The organism is Cytobacillus oceanisediminis (genome assembly GCF_003182355.1).
GTDB lineage: Bacteria > Bacillota > Bacilli > Bacillales > Cytobacillaceae > Cytobacillus > Cytobacillus oceanisediminis_A.
In genome coordinates this window covers 65,931-82,005 of record NZ_QGTW01000001.1, presented here as the reverse complement: position 1 = coordinate 82,005, position 16,075 = coordinate 65,931, and the positions used below count along the sequence as shown (strand labels likewise).

Annotated in this window: 13 protein-coding genes and 1 riboswitch; of the genes, 7 read left to right on the top strand and 6 right to left on the bottom strand. The window is 40.4% G+C overall.

Going from position 1 to position 16,075, the window contains the following annotated elements; translation table 11 throughout:
- The first annotated feature begins 104 nt into the window (after positions 1 to 104).
- Entirely contained in the window at positions 105 to 1,034 is a 930-nt protein-coding gene (locus DFO73_RS00400; RefSeq protein WP_258309122.1) for a TetR/AcrR family transcriptional regulator, read from the top strand.
- Positions 1,035 to 1,190: 156 nt separating this feature from the next.
- Positions 1,191 to 1,343, top strand: a complete 153-nt coding sequence (locus DFO73_RS00395) for a lmo0937 family membrane protein (RefSeq protein ID WP_110062821.1) — start codon at positions 1,191 to 1,193, stop codon at positions 1,341 to 1,343.
- 213 nt (positions 1,344 to 1,556) lie between these two features.
- Here the strand turns inward: DFO73_RS00395 and DFO73_RS00390 are convergent, their stop codons facing one another.
- Entirely contained in the window at positions 1,557 to 2,861 is a 1,305-nt protein-coding gene (locus tag DFO73_RS00390; protein WP_110063511.1) for a sensor histidine kinase, read from the bottom strand.
- 438 nt (positions 2,862 to 3,299) lie between these two features.
- Between DFO73_RS00390 and DFO73_RS00385 the strand changes: the two genes are divergently transcribed.
- Positions 3,300 to 5,699 (top strand): M14 family metallopeptidase, encoded by a 2,400-nt coding sequence (locus tag DFO73_RS00385; RefSeq protein ID WP_219993411.1) that lies wholly within the window; start codon positions 3,300 to 3,302, stop codon positions 5,697 to 5,699.
- 720 nt (positions 5,700 to 6,419) lie between these two features.
- Here the strand turns inward: DFO73_RS00385 and DFO73_RS00380 are convergent.
- On the bottom strand, positions 6,420 to 8,150 hold the full coding sequence (locus tag DFO73_RS00380) for an AAA family ATPase (RefSeq protein ID WP_110062819.1): 1,731 nt from the start codon (positions 8,148 to 8,150) through the stop codon (positions 6,420 to 6,422).
- 483 nt (positions 8,151 to 8,633) lie between these two features.
- On the opposite strand from DFO73_RS00380, the gene DFO73_RS00375 reads away from it, so the two are divergent.
- The 4 genes from DFO73_RS00375 (at position 8,634) to DFO73_RS00360 (ending at position 11,507) form a co-directional block, all read left to right on the top strand.
- A complete protein-coding gene (locus DFO73_RS00375) occupies positions 8,634 to 9,974 on the top strand; it encodes an MATE family efflux transporter (protein ID WP_110062818.1) in 1,341 nt (446 codons plus the stop codon).
- A 52-nt stretch (positions 9,975 to 10,026) separates the two neighbouring features.
- Positions 10,027 to 10,128, top strand: a riboswitch (TPP riboswitch).
- A gap of 66 nt (positions 10,129 to 10,194) precedes the next feature.
- A complete protein-coding gene (thiT, locus tag DFO73_RS00370) occupies positions 10,195 to 10,776 on the top strand; it encodes an energy-coupled thiamine transporter ThiT (protein WP_110062817.1) in 582 nt (193 codons plus the stop codon).
- A gap of 101 nt (positions 10,777 to 10,877) precedes the next feature.
- Positions 10,878 to 11,147, top strand: coding sequence for a hypothetical protein (locus DFO73_RS00365; protein WP_110062816.1), 270 nt, complete (start codon positions 10,878 to 10,880; stop codon positions 11,145 to 11,147).
- A gap of 126 nt (positions 11,148 to 11,273) precedes the next feature.
- Positions 11,274 to 11,507 carry a hypothetical protein gene (locus DFO73_RS00360; protein ID WP_258309121.1) on the top strand — a complete coding sequence of 78 codons (234 nt, stop codon included), beginning with the start codon at positions 11,274 to 11,276 and terminating at the stop codon, positions 11,505 to 11,507.
- Between the two features lie 91 nt (positions 11,508 to 11,598).
- On the opposite strand, the gene qoxD is transcribed toward DFO73_RS00360, so the two are convergent.
- Genes qoxD through qoxA form a run of 4 tightly spaced genes read right to left on the bottom strand, consistent with a single transcriptional unit; the run spans position 11,599 to position 15,449 of the window.
- Positions 11,599 to 11,898, bottom strand: a complete 300-nt coding sequence (gene qoxD / locus DFO73_RS00355; RefSeq protein WP_110062814.1) for a cytochrome aa3 quinol oxidase subunit IV — start codon at positions 11,896 to 11,898, stop codon at positions 11,599 to 11,601.
- Positions 11,899 to 12,504 carry a cytochrome aa3 quinol oxidase subunit III gene (gene qoxC, locus DFO73_RS00350; RefSeq protein ID WP_110063510.1) on the bottom strand — a complete coding sequence of 202 codons (606 nt, stop codon included), beginning with the start codon at positions 12,502 to 12,504 and terminating at the stop codon, positions 11,899 to 11,901. It abuts the gene before it with no gap.
- The gene (qoxB, locus tag DFO73_RS00345) at positions 12,494 to 14,470 is read right to left on the bottom strand and encodes a cytochrome aa3 quinol oxidase subunit I (RefSeq protein WP_110062813.1); all 1,977 of its coding nucleotides are present in this window, start codon (positions 14,468 to 14,470) and stop codon (positions 12,494 to 12,496) included. Before qoxB ends, qoxC begins: the two co-directional genes overlap by 11 nt.
- Positions 14,460 to 15,449: a cytochrome aa3 quinol oxidase subunit II gene (gene qoxA / locus DFO73_RS00340; protein WP_110062812.1), complete on the bottom strand. Its 990-nt coding sequence runs from the start codon at positions 15,447 to 15,449 to the stop codon at positions 14,460 to 14,462. The genes qoxB and qoxA overlap by 11 nt, the downstream gene beginning before the upstream one ends.
- Positions 15,450 to 16,075 lie beyond the last annotated feature (626 nt).

The window sequence follows — 16,075 nt, the reverse complement described above, 5'->3', positions numbered from 1 at the left end:
CTCGCGGGTCAAATGATGAATAAAATAGTTTCAAACCTCTATATAACAAGGAAATATAATTGACTCAATAGTCATTTTGCATGTTTTTGCAGATGGAGTCAACAATGAATGTGCTAAGATTAGATACAAAACCAATTAATGTCCGAGGTGCTTTTATGAATAAAAGAGAAGCCATTTTAGAAACGGCAGTTGAGCTTTTTGCCGAGAAAGGATACAGCCATACATCCATGCAGGAGATTGCCGAGGGAGTGGGGATTTCCAAGGGCTCATTGTATTCTTTTTTTACATCAAAAGAAGATCTGATCATTTCGATTTATGAACATTATCAGCAGCTTGTGTTCGAGCGTGTTTTCATCATAGGTCTTGACGGGGATCTGCCGCCGAGGGAAAAGCTTGAGAAACAATTTGAGGTTCAGTTTGAGGGAATTCTCGATTATAAAGCTTATATGAAAATGCATATGCGTGGCGAAACCGGGACGAATAACAAAAAGATTTCTGCCATGGAACACAGGATGAGAGGCCGCTTATTTTCTTGGCTGCAGAATAGCTTGCTAGAACTTTACGGAGAAGAAATAACTACTTATAAATGGGATCTGCTGTTCATGACGCAATCCATCTATCGTACCTATATGATGCTCATGGTGACAGGGCAGGCAGAAGCAAAACCTGCTGCTATTGGCAAACACATCGTTAGGCAGCTGGATGTTATGGCAAATGACTTTCTAAATGGGAATGGCCAACCTATCCTTAATGATGAAATGATGCAGGACTTTATCGTCGATATGGATAGGGAGGGGGCCTTCGTTTCTTTTGAAAAAAGGGAGCAGGCCTGGAAAACACTTTACAACAAACTAAACAACATGGATCTTCATCAATCATCCAGCTTAAAAGAAATTGCCAACCGCATTTCCGAAGAAACAAAAAGATCCCGTCCCGAGAAAGTGGTGCTAAAAGGGCTTTTCGCTTTGCTAAAAGAAAACGAGGAAATTGCAAACGCAGCAAAAGCCCTGGAAAACGAGATTCTCTCTGTATAAATAAGATCTTCACATGTGAAAATAACATTGTCATCAATTCTATTTTAATTGAAGCAATGTTATTTTTATCCTTTTTTTAAAAGTGACGCGGAAGTTTGTCCGGCTTTTATGCAGGGTATGTAAGCAATATAAACAAAAATGGAAGGAGAGGTTAGGATGCTTTGGACGATTGCAGGTATTTTGCTTGTATTATGGATACTCGGATTAATATTTGAAGTAGCAGGCGGCATCATCCATCTACTGCTAGTGATTGCAGCCATCATTATTGTCGTAAACTTTATCAAAGGCCGTGCATCAGGCAGGGGATAGGAAAAAGTTTAAACTAAAAAAAGCCTTCACTGAAGGCTTTTTTCTTTGCCCTTTTCCTTTTTATAGACCTTCAGAGAACAACCGCTATGCCTGGAACAATATATTCCATTGGTTCCATATAAAAACGATTACTCAAATATTTCATTTCTCGGGAAAGCGCAATTTTTGACATCAGTGCAGAAATTTCATTTGTTTTTGCTCAAAGAGTGATATCTAAGTCGGTTGATGTCGGCCGGCAGAGTTTGCTTTATCGAGTGAAACTTTTATCCGTTCATCAGATAATTTAAACAATGGGAATATGATTGTAAAGGTCGTCCCATCATTCTCTAAGCTATCAATAATATACTCGCCCTTCATGCGCTTAATTATATCAAAAGAGATCATCAGACCGAGTCCGGTACCTTTTGTTTTCGTTGAATAGTATGGCTGGCCAAGCATTGACAATTGCTTTTGCGAAAGGCCAATTCCCTCATCTTTTATTTGAATATATGCAGTGCTTCCTTTTTCAAATGCGGAAACCTCTAAAATTCCTCCATCAGGCATCGCTTCAATACTATTTTTTATTAGATTAATAAAAAGCTGCTTGAGTTCATTCCTATTCCCGTTAATAAAAATGCCATCTGAAATCTTTGTTTTAATTTCGACCTTAGCCATTAGTGCATACGGCCTCATAAAATCCGCCACTTCAAAAAGCGTAGCCGAAAGAACGACCTTTCCGGAAATAGAGCTATCCGGACGAGCAAGTGAAAGAAAATCATTGATAATGTGGTTGGTCCGGTCTAGTTCGTCCAATGATACTGAAATAAAGGTACTCTGATCTGAAGTGAGATTCTGGTCATCTTTTAGTATTTGCAGAAATCCTCTTACCGTGGTCATAGGATTTCTGATTTCGTGGGCAACAGATGCTGCCAGCTGGCTTATGGCATTTAATTTATCCGCACTCTTCAGCTTTTCCATCATGGCGGCCTGTAATCGATCGATTTCAATTAAATAAATAATCATGGAAATGGTCACAATCGAAACGATCGAGAACAAGATAAGGTATATAGCATCGCCGTAAAGCCCCTCCTGAATAAAAATTAGATAACGAGTAATGGTAATCGGTACATAAAATACCGCTGCAAGACAAAGCTTTTGCCTGAAAGAGCATTTCTGATAATATTTCGACGCAAGGTAAAAGAGAACAGCGATAACCGAATAATTTATGGTCATGATCAAGAGGGATCCCGCTGAAAAAATGGCTTTAAAACCGATTAATGCAATGATAGTAATAATCCCCGCAGCAGGATGGATATAGAAATAAGCCACAAATACGGGTATAAATTTCAAATCGAAAGACTGATCCCCAGCAATTGTTACAGGAAAAGCCATAGTCAAGAAAAGGGAGAAAATAAGCGCAATCATAAGGAATGATGGTGACTTCATACCTGCTTTTTGATGAGAGAGGAGGTTATTTGTAAAAGGTATTATCATCATGATCAAAAAATGTAAAATCAAGTCAGCTGCAAAATCATTCAAAAGAACCATGCCTCCACACCTTTTTGTCTATTAATTAATTAAACAAATAAGGGAGAGAATCCTTTATAAATAGGCAATCTTATGACTATAATTTACTTTTTAATCATTTTAGTTTACATAATATATTTATAAATAACTCAACTAAAAAAAAACATTTTTCTCGTGCTTCGACAGACTTCTCCATTAAACAACGGTGAATACCGCTCGTGAAATTGAGCATTAAGGTCTGTTTCTTCTTCATTTTCCAGCAAATGGCAGCCTTATTAAGAATTTTGACACAGGATCATTAATCTATAATCCACTATGAAATTCAATCTATTTTATCAAGGTTAGGAATATTAGCTTGTTTTCTCGTTATCTGTCTAAATATGACAATTTATTTTTATAGTAAATCATATAATGGGCTTGTTTAACAAAAAAATAGGAGGTGTATGTTTTTTGTCAAAGAATAAAAAGTGGAAGAGCGGTCTAGTCGTCTTGACAGCAATTTCAGGGCTGGGCTTCTCAACCGTATACCCATCTTTTAGCACACCAACCGCTGCTGTTCAACAGGATGGGCAGCCTTTGCCAGTTGAAGAACCTGTATCTGTCGTCCAGCTTGAGGTGCCAAATAAGCAGGCAATGGAAAAAGTGCAAGAATTGGGCATTGATTTGACTCACCGGATCCACGAACATGATGGTGTTATTGAGGCTGATGCTGTTGTAACGCCGACAGAAATCGCTCTTTTAAAAACCCATGGAATTAAAGTGAAAGATACTTTAATCAATGAAAAACAATGGAAGGAAAGAACAGAGGAACGCAGACAGGCACAGCAGCAGGAGAATTCAATCACTGCCGCCGAAGATCAGATTACTATTTTGAGAGCCAACCATTTCACAAATCAATCTGGCACGTTTTTATACATTGAAGCGAAGTCTAGTGCTGGAGAAACATCAAGCACCGCTTTGACTGCGTTCTGGGCAGAGGATGGCGCAGAGAAATCAGCTGCACTTGGCAGGAAGGTAGATATGGGAGAGTATTTATACCACTATTTGCTTTTGCCTATTGATCAAATACCGGATCAAGTAAAAATTGAAAGCAATCTGGGCGGTACAGCAAGCCAGTCGGTAACAGAATGGCTTGGCGATGATAAGCCTGGAAACCCGAAAAAGCATTATGTAAAAGACTTTGTAGACCATTATATGGATCCTACTGAACTTTATGAAAGGGCTGAAAAATTGGCAGCGGAATTCCCTGATTTGGTTGAAATTATTGAAATGCCAAATAAAACAAATGGTTACCGCAGGAATGCACAGGCGGTCCTTGGCAGTATGACGGATAACAGCGTGGTAGTGACATCAAAAGCGTGGGGACATGAGGGCGGAAATGATATTTCTGTAGAATTCAGGAATACAGGGGACAGCAATTCTCCTCTTAATGTATTGGTTGAAGAAAAACGGATTATCGTGGATTTAGCTACAGATTCAAAGGGGAATTCTGTAAGCGCTGCCAGGGAAGTCGCAGCAGCAATTAATTCCCAAGCAAGCAATCTGGTCACTGCCAGTACATACAGAGGGGATAGTGGATCAGGGATTGTTGTTCCTGAAGAGTCCCAATTAACGGATAACCTTAATGCTCCGGAAAAAATCTCAAGAGATCCATTCACTGTTAAAGCCATTCGAATTGGAAAGCATCGTGACGGTTCAAAGCCAGGTGTGCTTGGCTATGCACAAGAGCATGCTCGTGAATGGGTGACACCGCTGGTTACGATTGAAACAGCAGAACGTTTGCTGCGTAACTATGCTCATGATGGAGAAACAAAAAAATTAGTAGATAACCTGGACATTTTCCTGGTTCCATCTATGAATCCGGATGGAGCACATTACAGTTTCTATGATTACAATATGCAGCGGAAAAACATGACCAACCATTGCGGACCAACTGCATCTGATCCGGGGCGCCGAAATAGCTGGGGAGTAGACTTGAACCGTAACCATTCAGTCGGTTCCGCTTTTGATGGATTTATTGGAGCTAGTACTACGAACTGTTCGAGCACCACTTTTGCCGGGCCTGAAGAAACATCAGAACCAGAGGCACAAAATCTAGTTTGGCTGGCAGATCAAAACCCGAATATCAAATTTGCGATGAACATCCATAGCTACGGCGGTTATTTCATGTGGTCTCCAGGCGCCTATGATGCTAACCGCACGACACTCCCTAGACCGACTGCAGGGGAAGAATCCTTCTATTGGGCAGCATCTGATCATATTTTAAATGAAATCCAAGATCATCGCGGCACTGTTATTTTACCAAGCCGTACAGGCCCAATTCCTGATGTATTATACTCGGCAGCAGGCAATTCAGCTGATTATTTATGGTATGAAAAAGGTATCTACGCTTGGAACTTTGAAGTTGGCGCCGATTTATGGGATGAAGAAGCAAATCGCTGGAGATCTGTTGGGTTCCAGCCAGAATTTGAAGAAGGCCATGAAGAAGCAATGGAATTTGCCAATGGCCTTATCGGATTGATTGAGGTTGCCTATAAACAATCCAAGGATAAGCAGCCTCCGTCTACAAAGGCTGTACCTGACAAAGGAACTTTTAATGGGCCAGTAGATGTTGAGTTCCAAACAAGCGAACCAGCCAGCATCTACTACACACTGGATGGAACCAAGCCAACTTTTGAATCCAATAAACTGCAGCTAAGCGGAACCCGTGAGCCTGCAGAAATGCTTAAAATCGAAAAAACAACAACCATCAACTGGTTCTCAGTAGACGCAGCCGGCAACATCGAAAAAAATTACAACCCGTTTGAAAAAGGAAACAACTACAATTCTGCTAAAATAACAATCGAGTAAGCTAATAAAGCCCCATCCTAAGCAAATTTCCGGCTGGGGCTTTAATTTTTATGCTAAAAAAGCTATTCATTGGCGGAGAAGATACAAATACCGGTCAAACTAGCAGGATTACCGGCCAATTATAGAGAAATACCGGCCAAAACCGCGGATTTATCGGCCAATTGCAGAGAAATACCGGCCAAAACACGGATTACCTGCCGATAGCAGAACAGAAGCTGAGGAAGAGAATACTGGTTCGAATAACTAATTGTAAAAGATGATGATTAACTACCATCCCTAGGGGAAGATGACATCATCGTTGTTAACGTTACTGATTAAGTACAATATCACAAAGAAAGAGAGAACATCGTCGTTAATTCCACTGATTAACTACCATATCCAAGAGAGAACAAGCAATTTCGTCGTTAATCACACTCATTAACTACCATTTCCAAGGGAGAGCAGGCAATTTGGACGTTAATCCCACTGATTAACAACCATTTTCAAGAGAGAGCAGGCATTTTCGTCGTTATTCCCATTCATTAACTACCATATCCAAGGGAGACCAGGCATTTTCGTCGATATTCTCCCTAATTTTGATACCATCCTTCAAAGAAAGAGGTAACATTGATGTGAAAAACCACTCGATTTAAAAACTTTAAATGAACAAAGAATAATGCCGCGAAACATGTATCCCTTAATAATAACAAAGCCGGCCCCCATTCAGGGCCGGCTTCACTTTTAAGCTACAACCATATCAACATTCAATTCTCCCACAATCTCCTGAACCTCTGTACCTTCCAAGGTCTCTTTTTCAAGAAGAGCTTCTACAAGATTTTCAAACTGTGGCTGATGGTTTGCAATTAGCAATTCGCATCTTTCCAAGGCTTTTTGGAATAGATCCTGCATCTTGGCTTCTTTTTGTCCTTTATTAAAAGTAAGCTCGAAGCCGTTATCCAGCAGGCCTGTATCGACCATTTGCTCGATAATATGCTTAGCTTGCTTAACGTCGCCGCTGACTCCGATGCTGTGCTCACCGAGAATTAATCTTTCGGCTACACCGCCTGCAAGAATCATGGCTACTTGATCGAGCAGCTCGCTCGTTGTGGAAAGATGAAGTTCCTTTTGAATAGGAGCTACATATCCAAGCGCTTCACCACGTGGGATAATGGTTGCTTTACGAACAGAACCCGGCTTTGTCAAAGCTGCAACCAATGCGTGGCCAGCTTCATGGATCGCCACACGCTGCTTAGTTCCTGCATCCTGCAGGGCACGGGTAGTGGTACCAAGAATCGTGCGGTCAAGAGCATAATCCAAATCTTCTTTTGAGATAATTTCCTGGCCATTTCGTACCGCTCTTCGACTTGCAGTTTCAAAAAGAGAATGTAGATCAGCTCCCGAGAAGCCTGAAGTGCTTTCAGCTAAATCACCAAGAGTCGTCATGACATCTTCAGCCAGCAATCTATTTCTCGTATGGATATTGATAATCTCTCTTCGGCCCTTTGTATCAGGAAGCGGGACATTAAAGGAGAAATCAATACGTCCAGGGCGAAGGAATGCTTCGTCCAGCATATCTTTTCGGTTTGTTGCTGCAATGAACAAAATCCCGTCATTGGAATGTCCGCCATCAAGCTGGACAAGAAGTTCGGTCAATGTTTTTTCGCTTTCTTCTCCGCCATGCTGCTTTCTGCGGCCCGCAAGTGCATCTACTTCATCGATAAAGACAACAGCAGGTGCATACTTTCTGGCATTTTGAAAAAGGTTTCTTACACGAGAAGCTCCAACACCGACAAATAATTCATTAAAGCCGGAACCGCTGGTTGAGAAGAACGTTGCGCCAAGTTCCTTGGCAATTGCCTGTGCCAGCAAAGTTTTCCCTGTTCCCGGAGGTCCGTATAAAAGAATGCCCTTTGGTGGTTTAATCCCCATTTTCAGCGAACGTTCAGGCTCTTTTAAAATAGAAAGAGTCTGCATGATTTCCTCTTTCATTTCTTCCTGGATGCCGCCTACATCTTCAAGTGAAATGGAAGGAAGGGGCTTTGGCTTTGAAACACTTTGCTTCATAGTATTTGTAGCGCCCATTCCGCCTTTTCCTGATTTAAATAGGTAAATTCCGATGGCTATGAATAATAAGACCACTCCGCCAAGAATCCAAGGCGTATACGGGCCTGTTGTTGCGAAAGTATATTGTATATTATAGGCTTCTACTAATTTATCAACCATTTCGCTGTTAGGAGGCACATGTGAAATATACTCTCCATCAGGGGCAGTAATTAGTAGCTTGCCGTTTTTATATTCCTGTATTGCAACAGTCTTTCCATCCTGGGAGGCAATAAGCTTTTCCACAGAAGAAAACGGGACTGTCACATCCTTATTTCCTGCTTGTACGGTCCAAATAACCGCTGCCAAAATCACCGTGACCACCAATAAAAGCAAAACAATCGTTGAAGGTTTCTGTAAACGTGATTTCAACTAATTCCCTCCTTATTGAACATATTCTCATTATAAGGAAAAAGAAAAGTTATTTATAGGCTTTTACGCTTTTTAAACGTTGTAAATTATGGAAAAATAATATTTTGCCGCACAAGTGTCCTATAACAGGCTTACGAGGATGCATATTTGTGAAAGATGTGTGACAAAGGGATGTACACAATTAGATGAACTACATTCCAAGTATGTACCCGCGTCAAACTCTATTTTTTATGATCAGTCCCTATGCTGAATTAAAGATTCCCAACACTAAATTCCCTCCTCGAAATTCGGAAATGCTATCAAGCCCCTTTATGCGCCTTTCCTACATCTATCCGCTTCTTCCAGACGCCGAATTGCATCAACCTCTAACATTATTATGTCATTTTAAATGGAAATCGCCTCCTAGATTCATATGATTGGAAATTAAAAGGAAAATCATTAATAATAGTACTTATTAATTTATAATAAGAAAAAGGTGTTGGAATGAATCAGCAGGATTTTACAAAAGGGAATATATTTAAACAGCTCCTTATTTTTTCGGCTCCCATCATGCTGACAAATTTGCTGCAGGTGTCCTATCAGTTTATTGATAGCCTGTGGGTTGGAAATTTGCTTGGGGCGAATGCTTTGGGGGCCATTGCGGTTTCAGGGACTGTTATATTTACTGTGCTTTCATTTATTATCGGGATTAACAATGCTGCTTTGACCATTTTGTCTCAGCAAAAGGGAGGAGACAATGAAAAGGGGCTTAAGAGATATTTAAATGCCTTCGTCGTGATTTTAACAGTCTTATCCATTGGACTCGGCTTGGCAGGATTTTTATTTTCCGAAAAAATATTGGCTTTCATGGGAACCCCCATGGGAATGATTTCAGACGCTGCATCTTATCTGCAAATTAATTTTCTCGGCATTCTGTTTTTATTTGGCTATAATTTTATCGGCACTGTGCTTCGTGCTCTGGGAGACAGTAAAACTCCCTTAATTTTTGTGTTGATTGCGGTGATTCTTAATGCGATTTTGGACCCGCTTTTCATCTGGACATTCAACCTTGGAATTGAAGGAGCAGCCTACGCGACAATCGTTTCACAGGGAATTGCATTCCTGGCCGGAACGGCTCTTATTCTCCGCAAAAATCTGGCTCCATTCACCATGCCTTCATGGCCGCAGAAGGAAGAGGCTTCTTTAATTTTCAAACTGGGCATTCCATCTGGTCTGCAAATGACCGTTATTTCAGCTGGGGTCATGGCCATTATGAGTGTTGTCACATCGTTTGGGGGAGACGTGGTTGCCGGATTTGGTGCAGCACAGCGGATTGACAGCATCATAATGCTCCCTGCTATGGCTTTGGGGACAGCTGTGAACAGTATGGCAGGGCAGAATATTGGCGGTAATGAATGGAATCGGGTTCATAAAATTGCTCTTTACGGAGTGATTTATAATCTTGCATTTATGCTTATCATCGCATTGCTGACAGTATTGTTGGCTGAATATGGAGTCAACCTGTTTATCCAGGACAAAGAAGCGCTGGAATACGGAACCGAATATCTAAAAATGATTGCGTTTTTTTATCCATTGCTTGGCATTAATTTTATCCTGAATGGGATTGTAAGGGCTTCTGGAGCAATGTTTCAGGTGCTGGTGCTCAACATCATTTCTTTCTGGGTTCTGCGCTATCCTTTGACCTATCTCTTTTCAAAGTTCATGGGGGAGAAAGGGATCGCTGCCGGCATGGGTGTCAGCTTTGCCATCAGCAGTGTGATTGCTTTTATTTATTATCGATATGGCAAATGGGATGAGCAAAAGCTATTTGAAGAAGGTAAATAACACTTTTCATAGATTAGAAAACAATATATAATAAAATGGAATAATTTGATAACGTTGCCACAAGGGGAGCATTTTGCTGAGAGTGAACATTTGCTGTTCTGACCCTTTGAACCTGTTAGATAATGCTAGCGCAGGAATGTGGAATAAAAGGCAGAGGGGATCATTCTGCCTGCTTATTCTCCCTTGGGGTATCATCATACTTTTGAAGGGGGATTTTTTTATGAAAAAATTAAGTTTGGCAGCCATGATAGAAGCATCATTTTTCGCAGCATTTGCGATTATTCTGGATTTCCTGCCATCTATTAAACTTTCGCCATCGATATCTATCTCTGCTGCCATGATTCCTATTTTTATACTGGCATTCAGATGGGGTTTCAAAGCAAGCTTTATTGCAGGCTTATTATGGGGAATCCTGCAGATCGCGATGGGAGATGCATGGATTGCTACACCGCTGCAAGCTTTTATTGAATACTTTGTTGCCTTTGCTTTTATAGGATGTGCTGGTTTGTTTTATCTTCCAATCCAAAAACAATTGCGCAATGGAAACAAGAAAAAGGCAATGGGCTGGATTGTATTGGCCATTTTTGCAGGCAGCTTTGCCCGCTATTTCTGGCATTTTATTGCGGGTGTAATCTTTTTCGGAAGCTATGCACCAGAGGGAATGTCACCAGTTCTGTTTTCCTTCCTGGCGAATGGTGCAACCATGCTTGGAGCAGCCATATTATGTTCCATCGTGGCAGTATTATTAATTTCTTCGGCCCCAAGGTTAGCCCTTAGAACAACACAAAAACGGGCTTCTTAACGATAGGACCTCTTTGGATCATCATCCGAAGAGGTTTTTCATTAATACGGGTAAAGAACTCCTTAAAATTGGGTATATTACTCAAAAAGGGAGTGATTGCCTTGTCTAATACCTTGCAAGGAAGCATTATTTCGGGTGTGTATGACGCGGAAGCGAGTGCTTTTGAAATTCATAAAGTTAAAAACTTCAACACCCAATCTGTCCTTAATAAAGTTCAGTGTGAAAATTTATATCGATACTTATTACTTCATGAAGATGATGAGGATGGGCAAATCATCACGTTGTATGATCAAATGCCGCTTATGCTGACCCGCCAGGAAATCTGCAGTCTTAAAAAAGATCTTGAACAAATCAAAAAACTATATCAATAGAAGAAGAAAGCGTTTTGCAGATAGCAAGACGTTTTTTCTTTGCATAAACCTTTTTGACAATTTTGTGACAAAAAAGTTTGACAATTTTGTGAACAAAGATAGAATATTTAGTAAAAGGGGATGAGAATGATGAGTGAAAAACAGCTAAAAGTTATGCTCTTTTTTAAAAATATGACAGGTTCAGGTTTATTGATTGGGTTTACAGTCATTATAGCCAGTTTTTTTGTAAGCGGTATCAATGGGGAATACATCTTTTCAATAGGATTAAGCGTTATGGTGTCTTCCATGCTGCTCTTCGGCTTTGGCCTATTTATTAATTTAATGGAAGAGATGGCGGAAGGAAGCAAGGGGATTAAATAGCTGCTAAATTCATGTTCTGAATGATGATATAAAACAAAATTAAAAACCGGCTCCCTAATGAGAACCGGTTTTCCATTTTTATAATAAGATTTTAGTGGGCATGGCCTGAGCTCAAAACCCAAATCGACCCTGCCACAATAACTACAGCCATGAAAACGCCGTAAAAGATATTAAGGACGTTCGTTTTGCCGTCTTCGCCTTCACGCAAATGCATGAACATGAAAAGCTGTATTCCTGCTTGCATGATAGCCAGGGAGCCGATGATCCACATAATCACCTTAAACGATAAGTCTGTTTTTAAAGCAATTCCTGCTGCACCGAAAGTGAGTATAAGTGAGAAAACAAAACCAATCACATGACTTAAAGGGAAACCTTTCCTGATCTTTTCCATTTAGCCCACCAACCCTTTTAAATATACAAATGTGAAAATAAAGATCCATACTACATCTAGAAAGTGCCAATACAGACCAATAATAAAGGTTTTGCGTGCGGTAACTGGTGTTAGTCCTCGTTTGGCCAGCTGAATAATGACCATGATGGCCCAGCCGATACCAAGTGTGACGTGCGCACCATGAGTGCCGAGCAGAACAAAAAGACTTGAAAGAAAAGCACTTGTCTGCATTGTTGCACCTTCATGCACGTAATGGATAAATTCGTTAATCTCCATGAATAGGAAGCCAGCGCCAAGTACGAGTGTAATTATTAGCCAAGTAATCAGCCTTTTCAGATTATGCTGGCGCATTTCAAAGATGGCCAGCCCCATCGTAAAGCTGCTCGTTAAAAGGAGAAGGGTTTGTATCATTACATCCTTGATAACAAAAATATCTTTATGTGTTGGACCTCCAGCATAGCGCTCATAAAGGACTCCGTACACACCAAACAGAGTGGCGAACAGAATAATCTCTGCACCAAGGAAAATCCAAAAACCGAGTATATTCAAGCGGTTTTGTTCTGTTTGGTATTCAAGGGGCAGCGTTGTATCTACATTAGCTGACATCATTATGCACCTCTCCTTCAACATTTCTCCAAGTGCTTTCTATCTTTTTGATCTCATCTTTCTTTACATGATATCCTTCATCATAATCAAAGGAACGAATAATCAGTCCGGCAATTATGCCTATCGCAGCAATGACGGCTGCAATATGCCATTCAAATACAAGGAAGAATCCGGCAACACTGAATACTGCACCCATGAAAATAGGGAGTCCGGAATTGCTTGGCATGTGAATTTCTTCAATCTCGCTATCCTTTAATGTTAAGCCTTCATTCTTTTTCTTCATATGCCAGAATGGATCAAGGGTTGTTACTTCCGGCTGTTTAGCAAAATTATAGAATTGGACCGGAGAAGCAGTTGACCACTCAAGTGTTCTTGCATCCCATGGATCACTGGAAATTTTGCGATCTGCATATCTTGCACTCCAGTAAATGTTATAACAGAAGGCAGCAAAACCTAGAGCCAAAATAGCTGATCCAATAGCAGATAATAAAAATAATGGTGCAAATCCTGATTCAACGGAATATGTGTAAGAGCGTCTAACAGCTCCGTCTAAACCAAGGAAAAACATTGGCATAAAGGTTACGTTGAAACCAATTACAAATAACCAGAAATGCCACTTGCCGATTTTTTCATTCAACATAAAGCCGAACATTTTAGGCCACCAATAGTAGAGAGCCGCAAATACAGCAAACACAACACCGGGAATAATGGTGTAATGGAAGTGGGCAACAAGGAAGAGTGTGTTATGGTATTGGAAATCTGCTGCACCCATTCCTAGCATTACCCCAGTAACACCCCCGATGATAAAGCAAGGAATAAAGGCTAGAGCCCATAACATCGGGGTTGTCATCTTGATCCGGCCTTTTCGCATTGTAAATAGCCAGTTAAATATTTTTATTCCGGTTGGTACGGCAATCGCCATCGTTGTAATAGAGAAAATGGAGTTAACCGCGGGGCCTGAACCCATCGTGTAAAAATGGTGAACCCAGACAACCATACTTAAAATAGCAATGGCCACGATCGAGAGAATCATAGATTTGTAGCCAAATAGTGATTTACGTGAAAAAGTGGCAAAGATCTCTGAATATATACCAAATGCCGGAAGGATGAGGATATATACTTCAGGATGTCCCCAAAGCCAAAATAAATTGGCCCAAAGCATATCCATACCTCCGCCAGAAACCGTAAAGAAATGTGTTCCGTAAAGTCGGTCAGTTGTCATCAGGGCAAGTGCAACCGTAAGGATCGGGAAAGCAGCCACGATAATTACTGATGCAATAAATGATGTCCATGTGAACATCGGCATTTTCATTAAAGTCATGCCCTTTGTCCGCATTTTTAAAATTGTTACCACGAAGTTAATTCCCGAAATCAGCGTTCCGATGCCGGCAATCTGCAGGGCAATTGCATAATAGTTATTTGCTATGCTGGGACTAAACTCTTTTCCTGCAAGAGGGAAGTACGAAGTCCATCCCGCATCAGGGGATCCCCCAATAACAAATGAAATGTTAAACAGCATTGCACCGCTGAAGAATAACCAGAAACTTAAAGCATTCAATTGCGGAAAAGCAACATCTCTGGCGCCAATTTGCAGTGGAATAATGACGTTCATTATTCCGATCAAAAGAGGCATTGCCATGAAAAGGATCATGATTACGCCATGCGTGGTAAATACTTCATTGTAGTGCTGTGCATTTAGAAATTCCATTTCCGGTCTGGCCGTTTGGGCTTTCATCATCAGCCCGTCAATTCCTCCACGGAAGAACATCAAAACAGCAGCGATAATGTACATAATACCGATTCTTTTATGATCGACAGTTGTAAGCCATTCTGTCCATAGCCATCTCCATTTTTTTAAATAAGTGATCCCGCCAACGATCCCGATCATCGTTAGGAGAATAGCAATCTGTGATCCTAGTATTAAAGGGTCACCCGTAATTAATAGTTCATCCCATTTAATGCCCATCATGGCCACCTCCATGGTTTTCATTATTTTCTATATTTTCATCATGACCATGTTTATCATTCTCGTTGATTTCTTCGGATTTATAATTATCTTCCTCTTCAAAGGTCTTACCTTGATACCCATGGCCTCTATAAAGCTCCGGATTTGTATAAGCTTTAGAACCTGGATCGGCGTGGTTGACCCAAGAGAGGTGAGTATTGGAAAAAGTCAATCTACCAAGATGGGTAGGCTTGAGCAGATCCTCATACTCCTTTTCCGTTAATTCTGGAGCTTTTTCTTTTACTTCATCAACCCATTGGTCAAATTCATCATGGGTTTGTGCAAGCACTTCAAACTTCATATCCGCATAACCTCGGCCATTAAAGTTTGTATTTTGCCCTTCATAGGACCCAGGGTTATCCGCAATTAGATACATTTCTGTTTCCATTTTCGGCATCGTATACTTCTGGCCTCCTAAAGCAGGCACCCAGAATGACTGCATAGTACTAGCTGATGTCAGTTTGAACAAAACGGGAGTATCTTCCGGAATATTGACATAGTTAACCGTCTCAATTCCTTCTTCCGGATAACTGAAAATCCATTTCCAGTCAGCGGATGTGACATGTATCGTAATAGGCTCTTTTTCTTCATAGCCTTTAGGCACTTCTTCAAGAGCATAAAGAGTTTTAACTGTAGGGATAGTTAGGGCGATAACAATTAAGATCGGAATTCCTGTCCAAATAATTTCAAGGAGTGTGCTGCCATGTTCCTCCGGCGGTTCATACTCCATATTTTCAGGCCGTTCACGGTATTTCCAAACAATGTAGCCAAATAATCCAAACACGACTACAACCACGAGAAGCATCCAGATCAGGGACCAGTTTATTAAATCAGTAATGCTTCTTGCAACAGGGCCCTGGGGTTCGAACACAACCATATTGCATCCGCTAAGGACCAGCAGGGGCAATAAGGCTGTTAAAGAGAGCAGAAATTTCTTCATCTGATTTTCATCTCCTTTTGTTAAAAAAAGCTATTGTTAAATAATTCACATATAATGTGCGGTTTTTCACAAAGATGTCAAAAAAATATATTGATGAAAAACCAAACAGCCATTAAACCTTTTGTTAAACCTAGTTAACACTGTGTAAATGATAATAACATAGAGAAAAATGAAAAGGTGTGACAAAACTAAGAAGGAAATAAATGTAATCCTTAAGTTTGCTAAATATTTTTGTCAAAATACCTTTATAACAAGGGTTTAATAGGAAAAATGTATTTTTGAACAAATTTTGAACATTGAGATGGGGGTTGAAAAGCGGGAGCTTTTAACAAAGCAAAAGGGGAGATCAAATATTAGAGATCAGAAAAGAGGAGATGAAGCATTTTCAGCAATTCAGTCAAATTTATATGAACCTGACCGCAAAGCAGCACGAACCCAAAATGACAGAAGAATGTCCGAACATTTAAGGAAGGTTTGGATTTTTCGTTTCATGACTAACAAAATACCGATGATTTTTATTTGGATATCGCTGAACATAAGTCTAAGTCAGATCCAGCCATTAAAAAAGGCATCAGCGGATGAACAGAACCATGCTGTCTGGTTTTTATATTTCTTGAATAAGCAAA